Source organism: Streptococcus sp. FDAARGOS_522, from assembly GCF_003812445.1.
Taxonomy (GTDB): Bacteria; Bacillota; Bacilli; order Lactobacillales; family Streptococcaceae; genus Streptococcus; species Streptococcus agalactiae.
Window position 1 is genome coordinate 22,350 of the sequence record NZ_CP033808.1, and the last position, 26,604, is coordinate 48,953.

Here is a 26,604-nt window from a genome sequence, read left to right on the forward strand (position 1 = left end):
TTTGATGAGTGACGTGGGAGATTTTAAATCAAATCGATTGACCACATTACAAGGAGAATTTTAAAATGGCTAAAAAAAGTAAAAACTTACGTGCTGCTCTTGAGAAAATTGACAGCACTAAAGCATACAGCGTAGAAGAAGCTGTAGCTCTTGCAAAAGAAACTAACTTTGCTAAATTTGATGCAACTGTTGAAGTTTCTTATAATCTTAACATTGACGTTAAAAAAGCTGACCAACAAATCCGTGGTGCTATGGTTTTACCAGCAGGTACTGGTAAAACTTCACGTGTTCTTGTTTTTGCTCGTGGCGCTAAAGCTGAAGAAGCTAAAGCAGCAGGTGCAGACTTTGTCGGTGAAGATGACTTAGTTGCTAAAATCCAAGGTGGATGGCTTGACTTTGATGTTGTTATCGCAACACCAGATATGATGGCACTTGTTGGACGTCTTGGACGTGTCCTTGGACCTCGTAACTTGATGCCAAATCCTAAAACTGGTACAGTAACTATGGACGTTGCTAAAGCAGTTGAAGAGTCTAAAGGTGGTAAAATTACTTACCGTGCTGATAAAGCAGGTAACGTCCAAGCCCTTATTGGTAAAGTTTCATTTGATGATGCTAAATTAGTTGATAACTTCAAAGCATTTAATGATGTTATTGTTAAAGCTAAACCAGCTACTGCAAAAGGAACTTACATCACAAACCTTTCAATTACAACAACACAAGGTGTTGGTATCAAAGTTGATCCTAACTCACTTTAATCAATAAATAAAACTAGGAATTCCTTCCTAGTTTTATTTATTCTATATACTTAACTAGTTAAGTATATAGAATAATAATCAAAGGATATTATATGTGTTTCTTTTGAAAAATAGCTTTTTATCTGTATTAACCTTCTTAAAGACTAATGGATGTGCGATGTGTTTTAAGTAACAGATGAGAATAAGGAAAAATGAAATTGGCGATATGGTATGTGACTATTATGATTATTCTTTAGCAATAATCTATTAAAATGAGTTCGCAGGGAATAAGTAAATCTTGTATCGTTGTAGATTTTTTTAATTTAAGATTCTTGACAAGACATTACTAAAATGATTTAATTAAGTTTGCTTAAAAAAATAATTAATTAAACTTAAAAGAAAGTTGGTAAAAATGAGACGTAACATATTATTGAGTATTACTTGTTTATTGATGGTGACTCTGACTGCATGCCATTCACAGGATAGCAAAAGTCATAAACTAAACAGTGATAAACTCACGCTTGCTTGGGGAGAAGACTTTGGTGATGTTAATCCGCATCGCTATAACCCTGATCAGTTTGTTATCCAGGATATGGTTTATGAGGGGTTGGTACGATATGGTGACAATGGGAAAATTGAACCAGCTTTAGCGGAAAGCTGGAGCATTAGTCAAGATGGAAAAACCTACACTTTTAAATTGAGAAATGCTAAATATTCTGATGGCAGTAACTTTAATGCTGCGAATGTCAAACGTAATTTTGATAGTATTTTTTCGAAGTCTAATAGAGGTAATCATAATTGGTTTAATTTAACGAATCAATTGGAAAATTATCGTGCCTTGAATCAAAGTACTTTTGAAATTAAACTGAAACAAGCTTATAGTGCTACTTTATATGATCTCTCTATGATTCGTCCAATTCGTTTTTTATCTGATAACGCTTTCCCTAAAGGTGATGATACAACTAAGAAGAATGTAAAAAAACCAATTGGAACGGGTCAATGGGTTGTGAAAAGTAAAAAGCAAAATGAATATATTACCTTCAAACGTAATGAGAATTACTGGGGAAAGAAACCAAAATTAAAAGAAGTAACCGTAAAAGTTATACCTGATGCTCAGACGCGTGCTTTAGCATTTGAATCAGGTGACGTTGATTTGATCTATGGGAATGGCATTATTGGTTTAGACACTTTTGCCCAATATACGAAGGACAAGAAATATGTCACAGCTGTTTCTCAACCTATGTCAACAAGACTTTTGTTGCTAAATGCTAAGGAAAGTATTTTCCAAGATAAAAAAGTTCGTCAGGCAATGAATCATGCTATTGACAAAGTTTCTATTGCTAAGAACACTTTTAGAGGAACAGAAAAGCCAGCAGACACTATTTTTTCAAAATCAACACCTCACTCAGATGCTAAGTTAAATACTTATAGCTATAATGTTGATAAAGCAAATCAGCTATTGGATCAAGCTGGTTGGAAGTTGGGAAAAGATAAGGTTCGTGAAAAAGATGGTAAAGCTCTAACCTTACGTCTTCCTTATATCGCCACTAAGGCAACTGATAAAGACCTGGTAACTTATTTCCAAGGAGAATGGCGTAAAATCGGTATTAATGTTTCTCTTATTGCTATGGAAGAAGATGATTATTGGGCTAATGCTAAAAAGGGTAATTTTGATATGATGTTAACCTATTCTTGGGGAGCACCATGGGACCCTCATGCTTGGATGTCGGCATTAACTGCCAAGGCAGATCATGGACATCCAGAAAATATAGCTTTAGAAAATCTAGCAACTAAAACTGAAATGGATAGACTTATTAAGTCAGCTCTAGTAGATCCTAAGGAAGAAAATGTTGATAGAGACTATAAGAAGGTTCTTGAATTATTGCATGATGAGGCTGTATATATCCCATTAACTTATCAATCGGTGATTTCTGTTTATAGGAAAGGTGATTTTAAAACCATGCGCTTTGCGCCAGAAGAAAATTCATTCCCATTACGCTATATAGAAAAAAATAATGTATCTAAGTAGTTCGATTATCAAAAAAATATTGTCAGCTTTTTTGGCATTGTTTTTCATATCACTTCTAACATTTATTCTTATCAAACTATCAACAGTTAATCCAGCAGAAAATTACCTTCGTTTATCAAAAATAAGTGTTAGTCCAGAAGCACTAAAAGAAGCAGAGCACTATCTAGGTTTAGATAAGCCATTATGGAAGCAGTACTGGCTGTGGTTCCAAAAAGCATTAACAGGAGATTTTGGATATTCTTATGTGCTCAGGTTGCCAGTATTAGATTTGGTTTTACAACGGTTTTTGGCTACTTTATTTCTAGGCACGAGTGCCTTCTTGCTAATTGTTACCATTTCTACCCCGTTAGGTGTGTGGGCTGGCTTACATGAATCTGCTCGGAGTGATCACTTGATTCGATTTTTGAGTTTTTCTAGTGTGTCTATGCCAAGTTTTTGGGTTGCTTACTTGTTGATGCTGCTATTTTCGGCAAAGTTAAATCTTCTGCCTGTTTCAGGAGGTAACGATTTACAAAGTTTAATTTTGCCAAGTATTACCTTAAGTTTTTCTACCGTAGGTCAATATATAGCCCTTATTCGAAAAGCTATTAGTCAAGAAAATAGAAGTTTAAATGTGGAAAATGCTCGATTAAGAGGAGTAAAAGAACGTTATATTGTCACACATCACCTCCTTAGAAATGCCTTACCTGCGATAATGACGGCACTTAGCTTGACTTGGGTTTACTTATTAACAGGATCAATTATTGTTGAAGAAATTTTTTCATGGAATGGAATAGGACGTTTATTTGTGACCAGTCTAAGGACTTCAGATCTTCCAGTAATACAAGCTTGTATGCTAATTTTTGGAACCTTATTTTTAGCTAATAATTTTATGACACAGTGTCTTATGAATTGGGTTGATCCTCGGTTACGAAAGTCGAGGGAGAAATAATGTCAAAAAGAATTTATTTTTCAAGTAGCTTACTGGTATTGTTAGTGATTAGTGCCATTTTTGCCCCTATTCTATCTAGCTTTGATCCACAATACGTAGATTTATCACAAAAATTATTGGCTCCCAATAATGTTCATTTGTTAGGGACTGACCAATTGGGTAGAGATGTATTATCTCGCTTGCTTTATGGTGCTAGATATTCACTGTTTTTAGCTATTATTATTAGCTTATTGGAATTAACGATTGGTATGTTTGTGGGTCTTATTGTTGGTTGGTATCAAGGAAAGTTAGAAAACCTCTTTTTATGGATAGCTAATATTATTTTAGCTTTTCCGAGCTTTTTGCTCTCTCTTGCAACCGTGGGGATCTTAGGTCATGGTCTAGGGAATTTAATTTTTGCAATTGTCTTTGTGGAATGGGTTTACTATGCTAAATTAATGACCAATTTAGTTAAGAGTGCAAAAAAAGAGCCTTATGTGATAAATGCGCAAATTATGGGACTTTCGGTCTGGCATATTTTAAGAAAACATATTTTTCCTTTTGTGTATCAGCCAATCCTCGTTATGGTCCTTATGAATATAGGAAATATTATTTTAATGATTTCTGGCTTTTCTTTCTTAGGGATTGGTGTGCAACCTAATGTCACAGAATGGGGAATGATGTTGCACGATGCTAGAGGATATTTTAGGACAGCTACTTGGATGATGTTATCTCCTGGAATTGCGATTTTTTTAACAGTATTTTCCTTTAATACTTTAGGCGATGCTATAGATAAAAAAGATTGGAAACGACAATGGAACAGTTAGAAATAAGGAATTTGTCATTACAGATAGGAGAGGTCCCTGTACTAAGAGATTTTAGTTGTAAAATAGATATGGGGGAATCGCTAACTATTATTGGTGAGAGTGGTTCAGGGAAAACCCTCTTGGCAAAATTATTGGTTGGTCATATTCCACAAGGTATGACAGTTAGAGGAAACATATTTTTTAAGGGAGTTGATTTAGGTAAACTAACTGTAAAGCAGTGGCAGAAATTAAGGGGACGAGATATTGCCTATTTAGTGCAAAATCCCATGTCTATGTTTAATCCTTTTCAAAAAATTGAAGCGCATATTTTGGAAACAATCCTTAGTCATGAGAAATGTTCAAAGAGAGTAGCCTTATCTAAAGCGTTAGAATGGATGAAACGTTTAAATTTAGATGATGCGATATCCCTGTTAAAAAAATACCCCTTTGAGCTTAGTGGAGGAATGCTACAAAGAATTATGTTAGCCACTATATTATCTCTTGATCCTCAGGTAATCATATTAGATGAGCCGACCTCAGCGGTTGATTGCCATAATTGTTCTACTATATCAGCTATTTTGCAGGAATTGCAAAATAATGGAAAAACCTTGATTACTGTAACGCATGATTATCAGTTAGCTAGAGACCTGGGGGGGCAATTACTAGTTATAAGTGAGGGAGAAGTTGTTGAACAGGGACAAACCCAAGCTATTTTAAGCAATCCTCAACATAACTATACGAAAGCACTGACAGTGCAAATGGAGTATGAAGGAGATATTCTTAATGTTGGTTTGTAATCATGTCGGAAAAACATTTGGACGACAAGAGGTTTTAAAGGACTGTCATTTTCATCTTAAAAGAGGAGAAATAATTGGTATAATGGGTAAAAGTGGCAGTGGAAAAAGTAGCCTTGCCCGACTCATTATAGGACTAGATAGTCCTACTTGTGGTTCGATACATTTTCAAGGAAAAAATTACACACCTAAAGATGGTAAGGCGCAGATTATCCTTGTTTTTCAAGATGCGCTTAGTTCGGTCAATCCATATTTTAGTATTGAGGAAATTTTGAATGAAGCTTTTTATGGAAAAAAAACAACTTTTGAATTATGCCAAATATTAGAAGCGGTGGGTTTAGATGGAACTTATCTAAAATATAAAGCTAGACAACTTAGTGGTGGTCAGCTACAGAGAGTTTGTATCGCTAGAGCTTTACTCTTAAAGCCTAAAATTATTATTTTTGATGAATCCTTAAGTGGATTAGACCCAGTAACTCAAATTAAAATGCTACGTTTATTACAAAAAATAAAACGCTGTTATGAATTAAGTTTTATAATGATTTCTCATGACCCTAAAATTTGTCAAGCTATCTGTAACCGGGTCTTTCTGATAAAAAATGGTTATTTAGTAGAAGATAATGAATTCTTGAAGAGAGCATGTTCTACTAACTGTTTGACCAATCTCTGAATTATTATGTTTTTCTTATTTTAGGAGTTGATAAAGAAATCAACTTACTAGTGTCATTGCTCTATTAAAATTTTGCCTTTTATGGTAAAATAATAAAGACAAAATAAGGAGAACATAGTAGTGGAACCTAAATATCAACGTATATTAATTAAGTTATCTGGTGAAGCATTGGCGGGAGATAAGGGTGTCGGTATTGACATTCCTACCGTTCAATCTATTGCAAAAGAAATTGCCGAAGTACACAATTCAGGTGTTCAAATAGCACTTGTCATTGGTGGAGGTAATCTTTGGCGTGGAGAACCTGCAGCAGAAGCAGGGATGGATCGTGTTCAAGCTGATTATACAGGGATGTTAGGGACAGTAATGAATGCTCTTGTAATGGCTGATAGCCTTCAACAATATGGGGTAGATACTAGAGTTCAAACAGCTATTCCAATGCAAACTGTTGCTGAGCCTTACGTACGTGGTCGTGCTTTACGTCATCTAGAGAAGAATCGTATTGTTGTTTTTGGAGCGGGTATTGGTTCGCCTTATTTCTCAACTGATACAACAGCAGCGCTTCGTGCTGCTGAGATTGAGGCAGAAGCAATTTTAATGGCTAAAAATGGAGTAGATGGTGTTTATAATGCTGATCCAAAGAAAGATGCCAATGCTGTCAAATTTGATGAATTAACTCACGTTGAAGTAATAAAACGAGGGTTAAAAATCATGGATGCAACCGCATCAACTATTTCAATGGATAATGATATTGACCTTGTTGTTTTCAATATGAATGAGACTGGTAATATTAAGCGTGTTGTTCTTGGAGAACAAATCGGAACAACTGTTTCAAACAAAGCATCTGAATAGGAGTGTATAAAAATATGACTAAGGAAATCGTTACAAAAGCTCAAGAGCGTTTTGAGCAATCACACCAAAGTTTATCAAGAGAATTTGCAGGGATTCGTGCAGGACGTGCTAATGCTAGCTTGCTTGATCGTATTCAAGTTGAGTATTATGGAGCGCCAACTCCACTTAACCAATTAGCCTCTATTACTGTACCAGAAGCTCGTGTTCTTTTAATATCACCATTTGATAAATCATCAATCAAAGATATTGAGCGTGCTATTAACGAATCAGATTTAGGTATTAATCCTGCAAATGATGGTTCAGTTATTCGTCTTGTTATTCCAGCTTTGACAGAAGAAACACGTCGTGATTTAGCTAAAGAAGTGAAAAAAGTCGGAGAAAATGCTAAGATTGCTATCCGTAATATTCGCCGTGATGCTATGGATGAAGCTAAGAAGCAAGAAAAGAATAAAGAAATTACAGAAGATGACTTGAAATCTCTTGAAAAAGATATTCAAAAGGCTACTGATGATGCTGTAAAACATATTGATGAGATGACTGCTAATAAAGAAAAAGAATTGTTGGAAGTTTAATAGTAACGTTTGCTATCTTTATTATGATTGGCAAGTAACAAAATGATTATGGAGGTAACTGATAGAATCAAAACCAGATGGATTTGGTTTGTCGGTTACCTTTTTAAAAGGAGAAAAATGAATACATTATTGGCGACAGTCATAACAGGCTTAGTAACTGATGAAAACAAAGATTTTTACTTTATCCAAAAAGATGGCTTTACCTTTGCATTATCAAAGTCAGAAGGAGAGCATCACATTGGTGAAATGGTTAAAGGATTCGCCTATACAGATATACAACAAAAAGCACGTCTTACAACTAAAGAAACATTTGCGACTCGAGATCATTATGGTTGGGGGACAGTTACTGAGGTACGTAAAGACTTGGGAGTATTTCTTGATACTGGTCTTCCAGATAAGCAAGTGGTTGTTTCTTTGGATGTTCTTCCTGAATTGAAAGAACTTTGGCCTAAAAAAGGTGATCGCCTCTACGTTTGCTTAGATGTTGATAAAAAAGATCGTCTCTGGGCTCTCCCTGCAGATCCTGAAGTATTTCAACAAATGGCAACCCCAGCATATAACAATATGCAAAATCAAAATTGGCCAGCAATCGTTTATCGCTTAAAATTGTCAGGAACTTTTGTTTATCTACCAGAAAATAATATGCTCGGCTTTATTCACCCTAGTGAACGTTACAGTGAACCTCGTTTAGGGCAAGTGCTGGATGCACGAGTTATTGGCTTTAGAGAAGTTGATAGAACCTTAAATTTATCATTAAAGCCTCGTTCTTTTGAAATGTTAGAAAATGACGCACAAATGATTTTAACGTATTTAGAAAGTAACGGAGGATTCATGACTTTAAATGATAAATCTTCTCCAGAGGAAATTAAAGCTACTTTTGGAATTTCCAAAGGTCAGTTTAAAAAAGCACTTGGAGGACTCATGAAAGCTAAAAAGATCAAACAAGATCAGCTAGGTACAGAATTATTATAAACTTTTGAACTTTTAAAGTTTTCTCACGATGTCATTTTAGTTATAGCTAGAATTAATGGCTAATTATAGAAAAAAGCTGAGAGGAAATTTTGGCTTTTTTTGTTATAATGTATCTATTAAAAAGAATGGAGAACGATATGGAACGTGCGATTTTTGCTGGAGGTTGTTTTTGGTGTATGGTACAACCATTTGAAGAATTAGATGGTATTGAATCTGTTTTATCAGGATACACTGGAGGACATGTTGAGAATCCAACTTATAAAGAAGTTTGTAGTAAAACTACTGGACATACAGAAGCTGTTGAAATTATTTTTAATCCTGAAAAAATCTCTTATGCAGATTTAGTTGAGTTATATTGGGCACAAACAGATCCAACAGACGCTTTTGGTCAATTTGAAGATCGTGGGGATAATTATCGTCCTGTCATCTTTTATGAGAATGAAGAGCAACGTCAGATTGCTCAAAAATCAAAAGATAAGCTACAAGCTTCGGGTAGATTTGATAGACCAATTGTAACCAGTATTGAGCCTGCTGATACTTTTTACCCAGCAGAAGACTATCATCAAGCATTCTATCGGACTAACCCTGCTCGTTACGCCTTGAGTAGTGCCAGAAGACATGCATTTCTAGAGGAGAACTGGCATTGAGAAAATCATTTTACAGTTGGTTGATGACACAAAGAAATCCAAAATCAAATGAACCAGTAGCAATCCTAGCAGATTACGCTTTTGATGAAACCACTTTTCCAAAACATAGTTCGGATTTTGAAACAGTTAGTCGTTATTTAGAAGATGAGGCTAGTTTTTCCTTTAATTTAACAGATTTTGATGATATTTGGGAAGATTATCTCAATCATTAACAATAATATAGAGATTGTATTTTCAATCTCTTTTTTAGGTTATAGAAATTGGACACATTGTCTAAGACTGTCTGAAAAGCAGGTTTTTTAATGGCAATCGTTTTCACAAAGGAGTAGAATATAGTCATCTAAAATATAGCCCTAGGGAGGTTGTTTATGAGATATACAAATGGAAATTTTGAAGCCTTTGCAAGACCTCGAAAACCTGAAGGTGTGGATAAAAAATCCGCTTATATTGTTGGTTCTGGTTTAGCAGGATTAGCTGCCGCTGTCTTTTTAATACGTGATGGTCAAATGGATGGTCAACGTATTCATATTTTTGAAGAACTACCTCTTTCTGGAGGATCACTTGACGGTGTCAAACGACCTGATATCGGTTTTGTAACGCGTGGTGGTCGTGAAATGGAAAATCACTTCGAATGTATGTGGGATATGTACCGTTCCATCCCCTCTCTCGAAGTTCCAGATGCTTCTTATCTAGATGAATTTTATTGGCTTGACAAGGATGATCCCAATTCATCTAACTGTCGCCTCATTCATAAACAGGGGAATCGCTTAGAATCTGATGGTGATTTTACACTCGGAACACATTCCAAAGAGTTAGTTAAGCTAGTCATGGAGACTGAAGAGTCTTTAGGTGCTAAAACGATTGAAGAAGTCTTTTCAAAAGAATTTTTTGAAAGTAATTTTTGGACTTATTGGGCTACTATGTTTGCCTTTGAGAAATGGCATTCAGCGATTGAAATGCGTCGATATGCTATGCGCTTCATCCATCATATCGGTGGTCTGCCTGATTTCACTTCATTAAAATTTAATAAATATAATCAATATGATTCTATGGTGAAACCAATCATCAGTTATTTAGAGTCTCACAATGTGGATGTTCAATTTGATAGCAAGGTGACTAATATCTCCGTAGACTTTAAGAACGGTCAGAAGCTTGCAAAAGCTATTCATCTCACAGTTGGTGGTGAAGCAAAAATAATTGATCTTACTCCAGATGATTTTGTTTTTGTAACGAATGGTTCTATCACTGAAAGTACGAACTATGGTAGTCATGATACTGTAGCTAAACCTAATACCGATTTGGGAGGTTCTTGGAATCTTTGGGAAAACTTAGCTGCTCAATCTGATGAATTTGGACATCCTAAAGTCTTCTACAAAGATATTCCAAAAGAGTCATGGTTTGTTTCTGCTACTGCAACAATAAAAGATCCAGCTATTGAACCTTATATAGAGCGTTTAACACATCGTGACCTCCATGATGGTAAAGTAAATACAGGAGGCATTGTTACAGTTACAGATTCTAATTGGATGATGAGTTTTGCTATCCATCGCCAACCGCATTTCAAAGAGCAAAAGGAAAATGAAACAATTGTTTGGATTTATGGACTCTATTCAAATGTGGAAGGTAATTATATTAAAAAACCAATTGAAGAATGTACTGGTCGAGAAATCACAGAAGAGTGGTTGTATCACTTAGGTGTTCCTGAAATGAAGATTCATGATTTATCTGATAAACAATATGTAAGTACAGTTCCTGTTTATATGCCTTACATTACTAGTTATTTCATGCCTCGAGTTAAAGGTGACCGACCAGATGTTATCCCACAAGGTTCTGTTAACCTAGCCTTCATTGGTAATTTTGCAGAATCTCCATCCAGAGATACAGTATTTACAACGGAATATTCTATTAGAACTGCTATGGAAGCTGTTTATACTTTCTTAAATGTTGAACGTGGTGTTCCAGAAGTCTTTAATTCAGCATTTGATATTCGTGTCTTGTTGCAATCTTTATACTATCTCAATGATAAGAAATCTGTTGAAGATATGGATTTACCAATACCTGCCTTAATGCGTAAAGTAGGCATGAAAAAAATTAGAGGAACTTATTTAGAAGAATTACTTCGAGAAGCTCATCTTTTATAATGTAAAATAAAATCGAGAAAACTTGTTTTTCTCGATTTTTTAGTTTTACAACGACTAAAATCACCAAAGAAAATGAAATTTTGTTATAATGTAGTCACTTACTGTACGAAAAGGAAGAATAATTTGCAAGAATACTCTATCGAAATTACTTTACAACATCCAGATGATATGATGTCACTCTTTGGCAGCAATGAGCGCCATTTAAAATTAATCGAAGAAAATTTAGATGTTATCATTCATGCTAGAACTGAACGTGTTCAGGTATTAGGTGACTCTGAAGAAACATTAGAAACCGCTCGGCTAACTATTGAAGCATTATTAGTGCTTGTTAACCGTGGGATGACTGTGAATACTTCAGATGTTGTAACAGCCTTATCCATGGCACAAAATGGTTCAATTGATAAATTCGTTGCCCTTTATGAGGAAGAAATTATTAAGGATAGCTATGGTAAGCCTATCCGTGTTAAGACTTTAGGGCAAAAAATATACGTTGATAGCGTTAAAAATCATGATGTTGTTTTTGGTATTGGGCCTGCTGGAACGGGAAAAACTTTTTTAGCAGTCACTCTAGCAGTAACGGCACTAAAGCGTGGTCAAGTTAAACGAATAATCTTAACGAGACCAGCGGTTGAAGCTGGTGAAAGCCTTGGTTTCTTGCCTGGAGATCTCAAAGAGAAAGTTGATCCTTATTTGAGACCAGTTTATGATGCCCTATATCAAATTTTAGGTAAAGAGCAAACAAGTCGCTTAATGGAGCGTGAAATCATCGAAATTGCTCCATTGGCTTACATGCGTGGTCGTACTTTAGATGATGCATTTGTCATATTAGATGAAGCGCAAAACACCACTATAATGCAAATGAAAATGTTCCTAACACGACTTGGCTTCAATTCTAAAATGATTGTAAATGGCGATGTTAGCCAAATTGACTTACCAAAGAATGTTAAATCTGGTTTGATTGATGCTGTTGAGAAATTACGAAATATCAAAAAGATTGACTTTATTCATTTATCAGCAAAGGATGTTGTAAGACACCCTGTCGTTGCTGAAATAATAAATGCTTATTCAGATTCAGAAAGTAGTCACAAGCTACAACCTGATAATGACTGATGTTTGCCACTAGGAGACGTTGTTAGAGAGTGTGCCAATATGTAAAAAAACGCCTAATGCTTTAGGCGTTTTTATGATGGTGTACTTCAACTTAATCTATAAAGTGTTGAAAATTTTCTTTAAGCATGACGTCGAGATGCATTATTATATCGTTTAATGTTTCTTTAACAGTGTGTTCGTTGGAGTTGAGATGGCATAGTTTAATGATATTTTCTTCGAAATGTTTAGGAAGCAATGTAGCATTCTTCTTAGCATAGGAAATCATTCTTTTTTCGCCAGGATGTGTCAACTTATTAAGTGCAAAGATAATATCAAAGTAGGAATCTAAGAAAGCAGTAGTTCTATGGTGAGTACTAACAAAGTCTTGGCGTTTAAGGGCTTTTATAATTTGTTTATCGTAAGAGGGAAGCTTGCCAGTTAATAAGTTACGATTTTGAATGATAATTTGTTTTTGTAACTGACTGGGATAAGAAACTTCGAATCTCTCTTTGAGTGATTGTAATTGATCTTCAGGATCATAGAGTATTTGGCAATTGATGAGGTTATGCCAAAAACAAGTGGTGTATCCAATTCGAGAATTGTGGTGTTCAACAACATCTTCTAAGTCTGATAAAAAGTTATCTATGTTACGATAGAGAATATCAATATCAGTTCCGTCGTTTAAAGTACCATTATCTTCAAGCTCCCAGTAATGATTGTTAAGTTCAATGTAATGACAGTGCTTGTTAAGGATACGTTTACGACTAGTGATATCAGGAGTTGCTGCACAATAAACATACAAATCATAATCGGAAGATTGGTCAAAACTGTCACCAGAGCGTGAGCCTCCGAGTGCTATAGCAACAACATTTGGAAGTTTAGAGAAATCTTGCCAGAGTTTTGTGAAATGGTCCATAAATGCTCTCCTAAAAATGTAAAATATTGATGTGTCTCCATTCTACAGGGCTATCTCTTTTTAGTCAATAATTAATAGTAAGTTAATAAAAGAGGTAACAGTTCTCATATTCAAGAAGTGTATATGAGTGATTTGAAAAGGAGATGTTTTATGCTACAATACGTACATATTAGTTTAAACAAGGTGATAGAATGAAACAAGATTATATTTCCTACATTAGGTCAAAAGTTGGACATGAGACTATCTTTTTAACATATTCTGGTGGTATTTTGACAGATGGTAAGGGACGTGTCCTACTCCAATTAAGAGCTGATAAGAATTCTTGGGGAATTATTGGTGGATGTATGGAGTTAGGTGAGTCATCAGTAGATACATTGAAAAGAGAATTTTTCGAAGAAACTGGATTGAGAGTGGAACCAATCAGACTGTTAAATGTTTATACTAACTTTCAAGACTCTTATCCCAATGGCGATAAAGCACAAACCGTCGGTTTTATTTATGAAGTAAGCTGTCCAAAACCAGTTAATATAGAAGGTTTTCATAATGAGGAAACATTGCAATTGGACTATTTTTCTAAAGAAGACGTCAAAAATATTACGATCGTAAATGAACAACACCAATTAATTTTAGATGAATATTTTTCACAAACATTCCAAATGGGGCATTAAAAGGATGGGAAATACTAGGTGTGACTTTAAAGAATTTCTAACTTCTATTGATATGTTGTTAGGCATGCTTGTAGAAATAAATGTTAAGAAAATAAGGAGTTCTCATTTGTATATTTTATAATTATTAAAAAGGAAAACAGTAGCTTGCAATAATTTAGTGACTGTTTTTTTTAGAAAGCATAAGATGTACAGAAAAAGGAAATTATGGAATATCGGATGGTGGGGATATGCTTTACTTACGGTATTGGAATGATATACTTAAAGAAATCCAGTTTTAGAAATCCAAATTTCTAAGTAAAATAGCATAAAGGAGAGTAGATGAATGAAGATAACATTACACAGCGTTGCTGAAACGTTATTAATCACCTTATATATTAGAGCTAAAGATGCGATGGCTAAACATCCGATACTTAATGATCAAAAATCCTTAGCAATTGTTGAACAGATAGAATATGATTTTGATAAATTCGATAATTCAGAAGCTTCTTTTTATGCAACATTAGCTAGAATTCGCGTTATGGATAGAGAAATCAAAAAATTTATTAGAGAAAATCCAAATAGTCATATCCTTTCAATTGGCTGTGGACTTGATACAAGGTTTGAAAGAGTCGATAATGGACAAATTAGGTGGTATAACCTTGATTTGCCAGAGGTTATGGAGATAAGAAAATTATTTTTTGAAGAGCATGAAAGAGTTACTAATATAGCAAAATCAGCCCTAGATGAAACTTGGACACGGGAGGTAAATCCCCAAAATGCCCCTTTTCTAATCGTGTCAGAAGGTGTTTTAATGTTTCTAAAAGAAGATGACGTAGAGACTTTTCTTCATATCCTGACAAATTCATTTAGCCAATTTATGGCACAATTTGATTTGTGTCAGAAGGAAATGATTAATAAAGGAAAGCAACATGATACAGTAAAGTATATGGATACAGAATTTCAGTTTGGTATCACAGATGGTCATGAAATTGTGGATTTAGACCCTAAATTAAAGCAAATAAATCTGATTAACTTTACAGATGAGATGAGCAAATTTGAGTTAGGCACACTTCGCTCTTTACTTCCAACAATTCGTAAATTTAATAATTGTTTAGGTGTGTACGAATATAAAGCATCTGAGAAAAAGTAGCAAAATCTATTTATATAAAGAGACATTCTAAATGTAAATTTGTCATAATCGTTATAGCATTTGTAGCTTTGTTTATTTAGGAATTAGTTTTACGTAAGTTAGGTGCTCTAAAGTTTGTATTTTGAAGTAAATACTAATTCATAAGTCAGAATTTTATTGAAATGGATTATAAGTGTGCAATAGTGATTATTAGCTTTCTCTCCCTTTTTTAATACTCTTATGGTATAATGATGTGAAAGAATAGCTTGAAGGAAGGAAGAGAACGCACTTTTATTTTGAGAACTAGTTTTAGATAAAAGTGAAAAACTTAGGAAAGTAGATGTGTCGATTATTTAGAATTATGCATTACACTTTATCTTTTCTAAACGTTTTGGGTCGTTCTTACTATATAAGATGTACGTTGAAATGATTGATGAAACTGGACAAGTTTCAGAAGATATCAAAAAGCAAACTCTTGATTTGTTAGAGTTTGCAGCACAAAAAACAGGTAAAGAGAATAAAGAAATGGCTGTAACGTTTGTCACTAATGAACGTAGCCATGAATTGAATTTAGAGTATCGAGATACCGATCGTCCGACTGATGTTATCAGTTTAGAATATAAGCCTGAGGTTGATATTTCTTTTGATGAAGAAGATCTGACTGAAAATCCTGAACTTGCTGAGATGCTAGAAGATTTTGATTCTTATATTGGTGAACTTTTTATTTCTATTGATAAAGCTAAAGAACAAGCAGAAGAGTACGGTCACTCTTATGAACGTGAAATGGGTTTTTTAGCTGTGCATGGTTTTTTGCATATTAATGGTTATGATCATTATACACCCGAAGAAGAAAAAGAGATGTTCAGCTTACAGGAAGAAATTTTAACTGCTTATGGACTTAAACGACAATAATCAAAAAAAATGGAAAAATCGCACCTTAACATCAAGCATGGAATTTGCTGTTACAGGGATTTTTACAGCTTTTAAAGAAGAAAGAAATATGCGTAAGCATTTGGTTTCTGCCATTTTAGTAATACTTGCTGGTCTTACTTTTCAAGTATCTATGGTGGAGTGGTTATTTCTTTTATTGAGTATTTTTTTGGTAATTACTTTTGAAATTATCAATTCAGCTATTGAAAATGTAGTTGATTTGGCAAGTAATTACCATTTCTCGATGCTGGCTAAAAATGCTAAAGATATGGCAGCAGGAGCGGTTTTAGTTGTTTCCTTATTTGCCGTATTGGTGGGATTGATTATTTTTATACCCAAGATACTTGCTTTACTTTTATGATGAGAAGTATTACGAATAAATTGAATGGAGAAAGAAAAGAAATGACATTTAAGTCAGGATTTGTAGCAATTTTAGGTCGTCCAAATGTTGGAAAATCAACCTTCCTAAACCATGTTATGGGACAAAAAATTGCTATCATGAGTGATAAAGCTCAAACAACACGTAATAAAATTATGGGGATTTATACAACAGAAACTGAGCAAATTGTTTTCATTGATACCCCAGGAATTCATAAACCAAAGACCGCCCTTGGTGATTTTATGGTTGAATCTGCTTATAGTACTTTACGTGAAGTTGAAACGGTTCTTTTCATGGTTCCTGCCGATGAAAAGCGAGGTAAAGGCGATGATATGATTATTGAACGTCTTAAGGCTGCCAAGATTCCTGTTATTTTAGTAATCAATAAAATTGATAAGGTTCATCCAGACCAACTTTTGGAACAGATTGATGACTTCCGTAGCCAAATGGATTTTAAAGAAGTGGTGCCAATTTCTGCCCTTCAAGGAAATAATGTGTCAACCCTAATCAAGTTATTAACTGATAATCTTGAAGAAGGTTTCCAATATTTCCCAGAAGATCAGATTACTGATCATCCGGAACGATTTTTAGTATCAGAAATGGTTCGTGAGAAGGTACTTCATTTAACGCAACAAGAGGTTCCTCACTCAGTAGCTGTTGTTGTCGAATCCATGAAACGTGATGAAGAAACTGATAAAGTGCACATTCGTGCAACTATCATGGTTGAACGTGATAGTCAAAAAGGCATTATCATTGGAAAACAAGGTGCTATGCTCAAGAAAATAGGAAAAATGGCGCGCCGTGATATCGAACTTATGTTAGGTGATAAAGTTTACCTAGAGACTTGGGTAAAAGTCAAGAAAAACTGGCGTGATAAAAAGCTTGATTTAGCTGATTTTGGCTACAATGAAAAAGAGTATTAATGAGTTTATTTTGAGATTCGCAAGTTAGTGGGGAAGAGTTAGATAAGTTCACCGTGAGACTTGATTCGCACAGGAAAAGCAATTCACGAGGACAAAACCAACTAGTCATAACTTTATGCTTATATTCACAAATCAATCAAAGGGGGCCAAACATGCTTGTTGGCTCCTTCTTAAATAAAGGAGAGCACATGACTCAAGATTATATTTGCTACCGATAAAGTAGAGGAGGTGAGGATATGCATAATATATTAAGATTTTTAGGCATTGTTATTATTTCTGCAATGATTCTACTTAGTATAGGTAGTTTCTACGATTTATCATTAATGAAAAATATACTCCTTATCTGTTGGAGTTTTCTCCTTGATCTATTGGTTTTTGTCTTCAAACAAAGACAAACGACAGAAGTGCTCACATGGTATCAAGTTGTTAAGCAATTTTGGTTATTTATTAAGTGTACTATTCTTATTCCTTTTATTATAATGATAGGATGTTTGACAAGTATATCAGATATATCAATTTACTTTTATTTACATCTTGTCGTTGTTTATTATACGATAGGAATGATCTTATCATTAGGTCATATCATTTCTCCTGAACACTCTATGTTTAATAAACTTAGAAAGTGAAATGAATTATATTTAAAATTTGTTTTCAACAGAGCGGATTTGGCCATCTGTCGTTTGCCATGCCTTTCATAATTTTTCAGTAATTATGATAGTTGTTCTGTTCTCCCAATCATAAAACTTTAAATAAGATTCTATTAGTTCTTGCCTCACTCTCCTTAAGTCTCTGGTAAAAACCGAAAAGTTACCAGACTTTAAAGGGGAGTTTTTTATCTGTCAACAGTTAGTAGAAGAACGATATATTGCTCCATTTAGATTAATTATGGAGATAACCAAATAATAGCTTGTGATAATAAGATACCTTTGAAGTTTCAGAAACAATCTGTTTTCCATTCTGCTATATTCATCTTTGCCAAAGTTGCAACAACACAATAATAACAATTGCTTGGGCATTGGGTGATTAGTTTACTATCAATAGGGTTAGAGTGGAGTTGGAGTATATGGATTGGCATTAATCTTATAATGATGATTCTGTTGAGTTATGTGCTAACAAAAACTGAGCCAATCAGTAACTACCAAGAGTAATCATCTAAGCTCAAAAAATGGCTATTTGCAATCGGTGCTTTTAGCGTTTTATTTTGCTGGGCACTACTAGTAAAAACATTTTTCCCAATAAAGCAAAACCAGAAGGGATTAACAGCTGATATGAATTAGGTCAATCACTACTTTCGAGTTGTCTTATTATTGACTATCTGTCTTATTGCCCCAATTTAAGAAGAGATAACGTTCAGGTTGTTTGTCATGAGAACATTTGGGAAAACTCCCTGAGTGGTCCCTTGGTTGTGATCTTATCTTCTATACTATTTAGCTGGTCTCACTTACATGGTCTATCTGTCGTCGACTTTGTTGTCTATTTTGGTATGGGTTTGATTTTCGCTAGTTTGCACCACTATACAAAATCCATTCATTATTCGATTGGCGAGCATATTATTTGGAATAGTTTGCTATATATTTTTTATTTTCTAGCATTTTTGCTTGATTTACTCTAAGTAATAAGATTGAGAGACTAATCATTACTAAGACATTTTTGTCAGTTTAAAAGAGCTTTTTGGCTCTTTTGTTATTTGTTTTTTTAATGAATAAAATGTTATTATTTTATTGTTAACTAAATAAAGTTCGTAATTTTATATGATTTATATAGAATTACGAGTTTTTTGTTAGACTAATATGAGAAAATATAGTATGACGAATTCCTAAATAAAAAATAATGAAAGGAACATGATGTTAAAAGATGTTAACGTTGGAATGAGTCATTTATTAGTTAGAGGTGCTATTATTCTAGTAGTAGGGATTGTTTTTCTGTTGCAACTGATTCAATAAGTACTTCAAGTGGGAGCTTTGGAATAGGTTATCGAGAAGAAAGGACCCAGATGTTCTCTTTGGATCAGCTGTCCCAAATGCTTTTGTATTGCGGGGAGCCCAATATTGTTAGATTTACTTATACAAATAGCTTCTATATGATGAAAGATATTTATATCGCTCTGGATGGTGCTGGTAGCTCTTTGACCGCTCATGATCATGCTATTCCTAATGATTAAACCAGATTATATAAGGTATTTCAAACTCATTAACGATATGCGTGATACCATGTACCAACAGACTGTTTTTCATGTTCAACCGCAAGCTTGGAAATACACCATGAAATCGATTGATCAATTAGTTGTAGATGATTTGAATCATATCAGTAATGAGAAAACCACTTTGGTTAAATAAAAAAGAACACTGTCAAAAATGGCAGTGTTCCTTTTTATTTTAGGAGAGAGCTAAGATTGGTCATCTAATGGGATTTCCACATGTTCAACTGTCATAGTAATGACAGGTTTGATAACACAATCTCTATCTTTAGGGATAGTCTCCTGTTGCAGAGGCTCCTCATCGCTCCAAATTTTCTTGTCAGAACAATTGGAATGTAGATAATTTGAATCAGTCTTTTTAGACATTTCATATCCTTTCCAGGCTCAATACAATTTTTGAGTTATGCACCTTGATGGCGATCAGCTGGAATATCTTTAGCTAATGCATTGTATTGACTATCCAAAAGATGATCAGCATCCATTATTGTTTTACCAACAAGGAAATATTTATTGCTTTTTATATTATTATCCCATGTTGTATCAACATAATATTTAACGCCATTAATAGTAACAATGTTCCAAGCGTGATTTCCACCTCCAGCTTGACCAGTTACATACCATACTGATAAGCCAGCAGCAGCAGCCATATCTTTAAACATTACTGCAAAGGCTTGACAAACACCACGTTTATCTTTGTAGAGTGCTTCAGGAGCATGGATACTGATACCACTAGCAGTTTCACGAGTGGTTGCCAGTTCTTCAGTCGCGTAAGTGTAATTATTAACCAAGTGGTCATGAATTACTTTAGCTTTTTCATAATCACTTGTGATATTTTTGTTAGTAATATTTTCTTTGACAAAAGAATCTACAAACTGTTTATATTCTTTATGTAATCCTACCATGTCACCTTTAAGAGTATAGGTGATTGTGATATCGCTTTTTACAATAATGCGTTGGATTTGTCCACCAAGAGTATAAGTGCTAATGTTACTTTTGGCATTGAATTCAGTTGCTGTTCCAAGTGTATCTCCAATTTCCCGGATGATGCTTCCAAGATTTTTTTGGTATTCGTCAACTTGTTCTTGAGTTTTAAACTCCATTTGAACACTGATGTGTGGTACTTGGTTACTAATATTATTTCGTAAAACTTCTTTTAAACTATCGTAATCGGCAATATTAGCTGACTCAGGCTGTGATGCCTTTGCATCAGAGGTAGCCTGTTTTTCCTCACTCTTAGTTACTTCTTGTTTATTACCTGACGCTTCTGATTGAGTAGTTTTTTCTTCTACTTTGTTTGCAGGAACAGAAGTATTTTCGCTAACTTTGAGAGTAGCAAGTTTAGAAGTCTCAGTTTCAATAGCCGCTGTTGATAGGGCATCTACTTCTTGTTGAAGGGTTGCCATAGCAGCTTTGTAATTATTAACTTCAGCTACAAGAGGTTCAATTTGATTTCTGAGTGAATGAAATAAATTTTCAGCTTCTTGTATAGAATTCACAGAGTTGTAGTTTACAGTTGCTAAAATAGCTTGAATTTTGTTAACAACCTGATTACGTTGCCCCACGAGCTGAGCTGCTTTATTTTGACTTGTCTGAAGCTTATTATGATTTTGGTCAATCAGATTTTGAACAGTTTGGTTAATGACATTACGTTGATTAACGATAGCATTATAGTTACTGGGAGAGAGATGACTAGCTTTCACCTGGTTAAATAATTGCTCATCTTTTTGTTTAAATAATGTTATAGCTCTATTTAACTGTTCAATGGTTGGATTAGCATTTAGTTGAGTGAATGAGTTGACATTATCAACAACAAATTGATTGAGCAAACGATGTTGTTCCTTGATGTAACTAATAAGCTGCTCTTCATTATTTTGCTTACTGATATAGTGATACTCACTGGTGGTGTCATCAGCTTTAACCTCATAGTTAATAGTTGATAGTGAACTGATAATTAAAGCTGCGGCAAGGCCACTAATAATTTTTTTAATCTTCATTAGTTCTCCTGTTATAAACTAAATAAAATGGGATTCCATAACAACCATTTGTGGGGAGTTTTATCCACCAACGATAATTAGGATATCCATGATTAATGTGAACAACAAAGCTTTGTTAATTTTTTTCATGACTATCTCCTTTCTGATTTTCTATTTTGTACTTGTATTATATAATGGATTTAAAGGGTCTTTTAAATTGTTGTGAAAGTGGGAAAAATGGAAAAAGAATTAGGAAAAACACTAAGAAGATTACGTAAAGGAAAAAAAGTTAGTATTTCTTCTTTAGCAGATGAGCACCTATCCAAGTCACAAATCTCAAGGTTTGAGAGAGGAGAGTCAGAAATTACTTGTAGTCGTTTGCTTAATATTTTAGATAAACTCAACATCACTATTGATGAATTTGTGTCGATTCATTCTAAGGCGCACACTCATTTTTTTATCCTTTTAAATCGAGTAAGAAAATATTGTGCTGAAAAAAATGTAACTAAATTAGTGGCTCTCTTAGAGGATCATAACCATAAAGACTATGAAAAGATTATGATTAAGGCTCTTATTTTTTCAATTGATCAATCAATAGAGCCTAATCAAGAAGAATTAGCACGCTTAACAGACTATCTTTTTACGGTGGAGCAGTGGGGATATTATGAAATTATTCTCTTAGGAAATTGCTCACGTCTCATTAATTACAATACTTTATTTTTATTGACCAAAGAAATGGTTAATTCGTTTGCTTACTCAGAACAAAATAAAACCAATAAAATTCTAGTTACACAATTAGCAATTAATTGTCTAATCATCAGCATTGATCACTCTTGCTTTGAGCATAGCCACTACTTAATTGATAAGGTTAGGTCATTGTTACAGGATGAAGTTAATTTCTATGAAAAAACTGTTTTTTTATATGTAACTGGATACTATCATTTAAAACTTGGTGATACTTCTTCAGGAAAAGAAGATATGAGGAAAGCTTTACAGATTTTTAAATATTTAGGTGAAGATTCATTTTACAATACTTATAATGAACATTATTGTCAAAAAGTACTTGGCAATAATAAAGAATGCTAATGAGTGCAAGTTTATGAGTAATTTTTAAAGCTTTTGTCTCAAAATGATAATAAGAAAGGAAAATAGAAATCGAATGGTCAGGTGACACCAAGAACGTTTGGAAATTATTTTTCTAAGCAATGACTATTGATTTTTAGACTATATATTTATGCCAGAATTACCAGAAGTAGAAACCGTTAGAAAAGGACTAGAAAGACTTGTAGTTAATCAAGAAATAGCTTCTATAACGATTAAAGTCCCTAAAATGGTGAAAACTGATTTGAATGACTTTATGATAAGTCTACCAGGAAAAACAATTCAACAGGTATTGAGACGAGGGAAGTATCTTCTTTTTGATTTTGGTGAAATGGTTATGGTATCACATTTACGCATGGAAGGAAAATATCTACTCTTCCCAAATAAAGTACCAGATAACAAACATTTTCACCTTTATTTCAAATTGACTAATGGCAGCACATTGGTTTACCAAGATGTCCGTAAATTTGGGACATTTGAGTTGGTTCGTAAATCATCTCTCAAAGATTATTTTACTCAAAAAAAATTAGGTCCTGAGCCAACTGCTGACACATTTCAATTTGAGCCTTTTTCAAAAGGCTTAGCAAACTCCAAAAAGCCAATAAAACCTTTACTATTAGATCAGAGATTAGTAGCAGGACTTGGAAATATTTACGTAGATGAAGTCTTGTGGGCAGCAAAAATTCACCCACAGCGTTTGGCTAATCAATTGACCGAATCTGAAACAAGCTTATTACACAAGGAAATTATTCGCATTTTAACTTTAGGCATCGAAAAAGGTGGCTCCACGATTAGAACATATAAGAATGCTCTTGGAGAGGACGGTACGATGCAAAAGTATTTACAGGTCTATGGTAAAACTGGGCAACCGTGTCCAAGGTGTGGTTGTTTAATTAAGAAGATAAAAGTAGGAGGGAGAGGGACGCATTATTGCCCTCGGTGTCAATGCTTATGACAAAAATAATAGGACTGACAGGAGGGATAGCTTCTGGAAAGTCAACGGTAACAAAAATAATACGAGAATCAGGTTTTAAAGTCATAGATGCGGATCAAGTGGTTCATAAATTGCAAGCTAAGGGTGGGAAACTTTACCAAGCTTTATTAGAATGGTTGGGTCCCGAGATACTTGATGCTGATGGTGAGTTGGATAGACCAAAGCTTTCTCAAATGATTTTTGCTAATCCAGACAATATGAAGACATCAGCTAGGCTACAAAATAGTATCATTCGTCAAGAGTTAGCATGTCAGCGCGACCAATTAAAACAAACAGAAGAGATATTTTTCATGGATATTCCTTTATTGATTGAAGAAAAGTATATAAAATGGTTTGATGAGATTTGGTTGGTATTTGTTGATAAAGAAAAACAATTACAACGATTAATGGCCCGTAACAACTACAGTCGAGAAGAAGCGGAATTACGACTTTCACACCAAATACCTTTAACAGATAAAAAAAGTTTCGCTAGTCTTATTATTGATAATAATGGTGATTTAATAACTTTAAAAGAGCAAATGTTGGATGCTCTTCAACGTTTATAGAACTACTAAATGGATAATGTATTTATCCATTTTTTTGTTTTTATTACACTAGTTTTGGAAAACTTGCGCTTAAACTACAGTAATAGTACAATGATATAAAAGATTTACTTTCAAAGGAGTTTTTATGGAGTTAGTAATTAGAGATATTCATAAGCGGTTTCAGGAAACAGAGGTCTTGAGAGGAGCAAGTTACCGATTTTATTCAGGTAAAATAACAGGGGTCTTAGGTAGGAATGGTGCTGGGAAAACAACTTTATTTAATATACTTTATGGGGATCTTGCAGCTGACAACGGGACCATTTGTTTATTGAAGGATAATCACGAGTATCCTCTTACCGATAAGGATATTGGTATTGTTTATTCCGAAAACTACCTTCCAGAATTTTTAACAGGGTATGAATTTGTAAAATTTTACATGGATTTACATCCTTCAGATGATTTAATGACAATAGATGATTATTTAGATTTTATGGAAATAGGACAAACAGAGCGTCATAGAATTATCAAAGGATATTCTGATGGAATGAAGAGTAAGCTCTCATTAATTTGCCTGATGATTTCTAAGCCAAAAGTAATTTTACTAGATGAGCCACTGACTGCAGTTGATGTTGTATCAAGTATTGCAATAAAACGCCTTTTGTTGGAATTAAGTGAGGATCATATTATTATATTATCAACTCATATAATGGCCTTAGCAGAAGATCTATGTGATATTGTGGCTGTATTAGACAAAGGAAAACTCCAGACATTAGACATTGATCGTAAACATGAACAATTCGAAGAGCGTCTTCTTCAAGTGTTGAAGGGAGATGAATATGACAAGTAAAGCATTAATATGGTCTATATTACAGATTGATAGTGCTAGAGCTTATAATAGTTTTTTATATTACCTTCAGAAAATCCCCTGGTTGGGAAGAAAAATCCCTAACCGATGGTTTAAAACCGATGATATAAAAGGTGTAGTACTATTTATTCGTATCATTTTCTTTTTCTTAAGAGGTTTTGGTCGTTCCATAGGTTACGTACTATATTGTTATGTTTTATCATTTTTTGTTAGAAGTGGCATGAAGCAGTTAAATATTTTGCCGCAAGAAGGTTTTACCCTAACTTTAACATTGATGGTGATTACCTCTCTTTTAATTGTCATAAATTTCTATATAAAACTTATAGAACCTAATGATATGCAACAAACTCATATGATTCGCCTTTTCAGAATTGAGCCATCGAGGTATTTCCAATCCGCTGAACTTTTAGAAGCCAGTAGTGAACTATTTTTTAGAAGTTTGAGCTTTGGCATATTTTTCCATTTAAATCACTTTGCTTTTTGGCATGGTTTGACTTTTGCTTTATTTTTAGCAGGTAGTCGCCTTGGAATCAAGGTGCTCTGTTTGCCTTTATATGGTAGAGGTAAAGACCAAGAGAATCCAGAGTCTTTACTAAATATTTTATTTTACTTAGGGATTGGTATAGGAGTCTTCCTTTCTCTCTTTTTCCTTCTTCTTGGCAAACAGTTCTCTCCATATCCATTTTTTTCATGGTACACCGGTATTGCAGGACTTATCATATGGTTAGTTAGTTACTATCGATTAAAGACTTATTCTAAACTTAATCACTTGACCTACCTTACCCTAACGCATGAGACGATGAAGGAGAAAATTGCAAAGATTGATAATATAGAGCTGCTTGGGATTGAAATGAAAGATAGGGATATAAATGTCAGTGAACTTTCTCCCCTGCTATTTGAAAATTTATCAGGTATTTCATATTTAAACGCTATCTTTTTAAAACGGATGAGTAGATACTTGCAAAGAAAAATTTTGGTACGTTTAGCTATTTTAAGTGTTCTGTTTGGAATAGAACTCCTTTTCCTGCTATTTTTTAAAGAAAAGATAAATATTCCGATGAATGAGCATAGTTTTTCAAAATTCCTATTTTTGAGTGCAGTTCCAGGATATCTAATATATATCGGTGAATCCTATTCAAAATTTTGTTTCTATCATTTGGATCGTCCATTATTAAGATATAATTTCTATCATGAAAGAGAAAATATCTTAGCAACCTTAAAAATACGTTTCCTTTATAGTATAAAACTTAATTTCCCCATTTTTGTAGCTCTAAACATATGTTTTGGAACCTATTATTTTAAATTTTTCACCCCTAAGATTGATCAGATTATCATATTAGTAATTACACAAGCTATATCAATGATTTTATTTAGTTTTTACTTTTTGTATCTTTATTTCTTATTACAGCCTTTTACAGAAGGATTAAAATCAAAGAGTGCTATGTATAATATTTTAACCTTTATTATATACTATATGGGATATCAACTATTTACCTTTACTAAATCTATAACGATGCCAATATTATTAGTAAGCCTAGGAATTATAGTTGTTATTTTAATTATTGGCTATTTAGCAGTTGTAGTATTTGCTCCAAAAACTTTCCGTTTAAAAAGTTAATTTTAATTGTGGTATAATAACAGAGGCATGTGATAACATAGGTTTAGTTACATAAAGGAAATTATAATGGAAATAACATCTCAAATAGATGTTAAATCTCAATAAAACTGCTAAGATAGTTAGTGGTAGAAAAGTTTAGAAAGAAGATGATGTTTTATCTCAGTTGAAACGGTTAACTGGAAGCAAAATTTAAAA

General features: G+C 33.8%; 31 protein-coding genes and 1 pseudogene. 27 read left to right on the plus strand and 5 right to left on the minus strand.

Annotated elements, in window-relative coordinates:
- The first annotated feature begins 65 nt into the window (after positions 1-65).
- From rplA to EGX70_RS00200, 13 genes are all read left to right on the plus strand, one after another.
- A complete protein-coding gene (gene rplA / locus EGX70_RS00140; protein ID WP_001085664.1) occupies positions 66-755 on the plus strand; it encodes a 50S ribosomal protein L1 in 690 nt (229 codons plus the stop codon).
- A gap of 391 nt (positions 756-1,146) precedes the next feature.
- On the plus strand, positions 1,147-2,763 hold the full coding sequence (gene nikA, locus EGX70_RS00145) for a nickel ABC transporter substrate-binding protein (RefSeq protein WP_001253838.1): 1,617 nt from the start codon (positions 1,147-1,149) through the stop codon (positions 2,761-2,763).
- On the plus strand, positions 2,750-3,694 hold the full coding sequence (locus EGX70_RS00150) for an ABC transporter permease (RefSeq protein WP_000281512.1): 945 nt from the start codon (positions 2,750-2,752) through the stop codon (positions 3,692-3,694). The genes nikA and EGX70_RS00150 overlap by 14 nt, the downstream gene beginning before the upstream one ends.
- The gene (locus tag EGX70_RS00155) at positions 3,694-4,500 is read left to right on the plus strand and encodes an ABC transporter permease (protein ID WP_000044261.1); all 807 of its coding nucleotides are present in this window, start codon (positions 3,694-3,696) and stop codon (positions 4,498-4,500) included. The genes EGX70_RS00150 and EGX70_RS00155 overlap by 1 nt, the downstream gene beginning before the upstream one ends.
- The gene (locus tag EGX70_RS00160; RefSeq protein WP_000436156.1) at positions 4,488-5,276 is read left to right on the plus strand and encodes an ABC transporter ATP-binding protein; all 789 of its coding nucleotides are present in this window, start codon (positions 4,488-4,490) and stop codon (positions 5,274-5,276) included. The genes EGX70_RS00155 and EGX70_RS00160 overlap by 13 nt, the downstream gene beginning before the upstream one ends.
- A complete protein-coding gene (locus tag EGX70_RS00165) occupies positions 5,263-5,943 on the plus strand; it encodes an ABC transporter ATP-binding protein (protein ID WP_000959462.1) in 681 nt (226 codons plus the stop codon). Before EGX70_RS00160 ends, EGX70_RS00165 begins: the two co-directional genes overlap by 14 nt.
- A gap of 120 nt (positions 5,944-6,063) precedes the next feature.
- Positions 6,064-6,792 carry a UMP kinase gene (gene pyrH, locus EGX70_RS00170; protein ID WP_000433491.1) on the plus strand — a complete coding sequence of 243 codons (729 nt, stop codon included), beginning with the start codon at positions 6,064-6,066 and terminating at the stop codon, positions 6,790-6,792.
- A 14-nt stretch (positions 6,793-6,806) separates the two neighbouring features.
- A complete protein-coding gene (gene frr, locus EGX70_RS00175; protein ID WP_000159519.1) occupies positions 6,807-7,364 on the plus strand; it encodes a ribosome recycling factor in 558 nt (185 codons plus the stop codon).
- 117 nt (positions 7,365-7,481) lie between these two features.
- Positions 7,482-8,336 carry an RNA-binding virulence regulatory protein CvfB gene (gene cvfB / locus EGX70_RS00180; RefSeq protein WP_001094270.1) on the plus strand — a complete coding sequence of 285 codons (855 nt, stop codon included), beginning with the start codon at positions 7,482-7,484 and terminating at the stop codon, positions 8,334-8,336.
- A 137-nt stretch (positions 8,337-8,473) separates the two neighbouring features.
- Positions 8,474-8,983: a peptide-methionine (S)-S-oxide reductase MsrA gene (gene msrA / locus EGX70_RS00185; RefSeq protein WP_000438899.1), complete on the plus strand. Its 510-nt coding sequence runs from the start codon at positions 8,474-8,476 to the stop codon at positions 8,981-8,983.
- Positions 8,980-9,195 (plus strand): YozE family protein, encoded by a 216-nt coding sequence (locus tag EGX70_RS00190; protein WP_001232073.1) that lies wholly within the window; start codon positions 8,980-8,982, stop codon positions 9,193-9,195. The genes msrA and EGX70_RS00190 overlap by 4 nt, the downstream gene beginning before the upstream one ends.
- 156 nt (positions 9,196-9,351) lie before the next feature.
- Complete coding sequence (locus tag EGX70_RS00195; RefSeq protein ID WP_001270881.1) at positions 9,352-11,124, plus strand: oleate hydratase; 1,773 nt, start codon at positions 9,352-9,354, stop codon at positions 11,122-11,124.
- Between the two features lie 123 nt (positions 11,125-11,247).
- The gene (locus EGX70_RS00200) at positions 11,248-12,234 is read left to right on the plus strand and encodes a PhoH family protein (protein WP_001158920.1); all 987 of its coding nucleotides are present in this window, start codon (positions 11,248-11,250) and stop codon (positions 12,232-12,234) included.
- A gap of 91 nt (positions 12,235-12,325) precedes the next feature.
- Here EGX70_RS00200 and EGX70_RS00205 read toward each other — a convergent pair whose 3' ends face one another.
- On the minus strand, positions 12,326-13,129 hold the full coding sequence (locus tag EGX70_RS00205) for a DUF4037 domain-containing protein (protein ID WP_000349554.1): 804 nt from the start codon (positions 13,127-13,129) through the stop codon (positions 12,326-12,328).
- Between the two features lie 191 nt (positions 13,130-13,320).
- Here EGX70_RS00205 and EGX70_RS00210 point away from each other — a divergent pair, with 191 nt between their 5' ends.
- From EGX70_RS00210 to EGX70_RS00260, 8 genes and pseudogenes are all read left to right on the plus strand, one after another.
- Positions 13,321-13,797: an NUDIX hydrolase gene (locus tag EGX70_RS00210; protein WP_000806806.1), complete on the plus strand. Its 477-nt coding sequence runs from the start codon at positions 13,321-13,323 to the stop codon at positions 13,795-13,797.
- Positions 13,798-14,119: 322 nt separating this feature from the next.
- Complete coding sequence (locus EGX70_RS00225; RefSeq protein ID WP_000705145.1) at positions 14,120-14,926, plus strand: class I SAM-dependent methyltransferase; 807 nt, start codon at positions 14,120-14,122, stop codon at positions 14,924-14,926.
- 393 nt (positions 14,927-15,319) lie between these two features.
- Complete coding sequence (gene ybeY / locus EGX70_RS00230; RefSeq protein ID WP_001868390.1) at positions 15,320-15,817, plus strand: rRNA maturation RNase YbeY; 498 nt, start codon at positions 15,320-15,322, stop codon at positions 15,815-15,817.
- Positions 15,798-16,196 (plus strand): diacylglycerol kinase, encoded by a 399-nt coding sequence (gene dagK, locus EGX70_RS00235; RefSeq protein ID WP_000365222.1) that lies wholly within the window; start codon positions 15,798-15,800, stop codon positions 16,194-16,196. The genes ybeY and dagK overlap by 20 nt, the downstream gene beginning before the upstream one ends.
- Positions 16,197-16,237: 41 nt before the next feature.
- On the plus strand, positions 16,238-17,137 hold the full coding sequence (era, locus tag EGX70_RS00240; protein ID WP_000143289.1) for a GTPase Era: 900 nt from the start codon (positions 16,238-16,240) through the stop codon (positions 17,135-17,137).
- A gap of 236 nt (positions 17,138-17,373) precedes the next feature.
- Entirely contained in the window at positions 17,374-17,763 is a 390-nt protein-coding gene (locus tag EGX70_RS00245) for a hypothetical protein (RefSeq protein ID WP_000551531.1), read from the plus strand.
- Positions 17,764-18,222: 459 nt separating this feature from the next.
- Positions 18,223-18,414: pseudogene (locus EGX70_RS00255) on the plus strand (hypothetical protein).
- Between the two features lie 128 nt (positions 18,415-18,542).
- Entirely contained in the window at positions 18,543-18,749 is a 207-nt protein-coding gene (locus EGX70_RS00260; protein WP_228776384.1) for a CPBP family glutamic-type intramembrane protease, read from the plus strand.
- Between the two features lie 336 nt (positions 18,750-19,085).
- On the opposite strand, the gene EGX70_RS00270 is transcribed toward EGX70_RS00260, so the two are convergent.
- Positions 19,086-19,280: a hypothetical protein gene (locus EGX70_RS00270; RefSeq protein WP_000606013.1), complete on the minus strand. Its 195-nt coding sequence runs from the start codon at positions 19,278-19,280 to the stop codon at positions 19,086-19,088.
- Here EGX70_RS00270 and EGX70_RS00275 point away from each other — a divergent pair.
- Positions 19,279-19,473 (plus strand): hypothetical protein, encoded by a 195-nt coding sequence (locus EGX70_RS00275; protein ID WP_001878969.1) that lies wholly within the window; start codon positions 19,279-19,281, stop codon positions 19,471-19,473. The two genes, EGX70_RS00270 and EGX70_RS00275, sit on opposite strands and share 2 nt — an antisense overlap.
- Positions 19,474-19,523: 50 nt before the next feature.
- Here EGX70_RS00275 and EGX70_RS00280 read toward each other — a convergent pair whose 3' ends face one another.
- From EGX70_RS00280 to shp2, 3 genes are read right to left on the minus strand one after another with little or no spacing between them, the layout of a single operon-like run.
- Positions 19,524-19,700 carry a hypothetical protein gene (locus EGX70_RS00280; RefSeq protein ID WP_000039432.1) on the minus strand — a complete coding sequence of 59 codons (177 nt, stop codon included), beginning with the start codon at positions 19,698-19,700 and terminating at the stop codon, positions 19,524-19,526.
- Between the two features lie 35 nt (positions 19,701-19,735).
- The gene (locus EGX70_RS00285) at positions 19,736-21,328 is read right to left on the minus strand and encodes a transglutaminase domain-containing protein (RefSeq protein WP_000694248.1); all 1,593 of its coding nucleotides are present in this window, start codon (positions 21,326-21,328) and stop codon (positions 19,736-19,738) included.
- Between the two features lie 60 nt (positions 21,329-21,388).
- On the minus strand, positions 21,389-21,457 hold the full coding sequence (gene shp2 / locus EGX70_RS11025; RefSeq protein ID WP_132833258.1) for a peptide pheromone SHP2: 69 nt from the start codon (positions 21,455-21,457) through the stop codon (positions 21,389-21,391).
- Between the two features lie 87 nt (positions 21,458-21,544).
- Here shp2 and rgg2 point away from each other — a divergent pair, with 87 nt between their 5' ends.
- The 5 genes from rgg2 (at position 21,545) to EGX70_RS00310 (ending at position 26,409) form a co-directional block, all read left to right on the plus strand.
- Entirely contained in the window at positions 21,545-22,393 is an 849-nt protein-coding gene (gene rgg2 / locus EGX70_RS00290) for a quorum-sensing system transcriptional regulator Rgg2 (RefSeq protein ID WP_000410031.1), read from the plus strand.
- A 148-nt stretch (positions 22,394-22,541) separates the two neighbouring features.
- The gene (gene mutM, locus EGX70_RS00295; RefSeq protein WP_001114602.1) at positions 22,542-23,363 is read left to right on the plus strand and encodes a DNA-formamidopyrimidine glycosylase; all 822 of its coding nucleotides are present in this window, start codon (positions 22,542-22,544) and stop codon (positions 23,361-23,363) included.
- Positions 23,354-23,947 (plus strand): dephospho-CoA kinase, encoded by a 594-nt coding sequence (gene coaE, locus EGX70_RS00300; RefSeq protein ID WP_000930245.1) that lies wholly within the window; start codon positions 23,354-23,356, stop codon positions 23,945-23,947. Before mutM ends, coaE begins: the two co-directional genes overlap by 10 nt.
- A gap of 124 nt (positions 23,948-24,071) precedes the next feature.
- Complete coding sequence (locus EGX70_RS00305) at positions 24,072-24,773, plus strand: ATP-binding cassette domain-containing protein (RefSeq protein WP_000424349.1); 702 nt, start codon at positions 24,072-24,074, stop codon at positions 24,771-24,773.
- On the plus strand, positions 24,763-26,409 hold the full coding sequence (locus tag EGX70_RS00310; protein WP_123947807.1) for a hypothetical protein: 1,647 nt from the start codon (positions 24,763-24,765) through the stop codon (positions 26,407-26,409). The genes EGX70_RS00305 and EGX70_RS00310 overlap by 11 nt, the downstream gene beginning before the upstream one ends.
- Positions 26,410-26,604 lie beyond the last annotated feature (195 nt).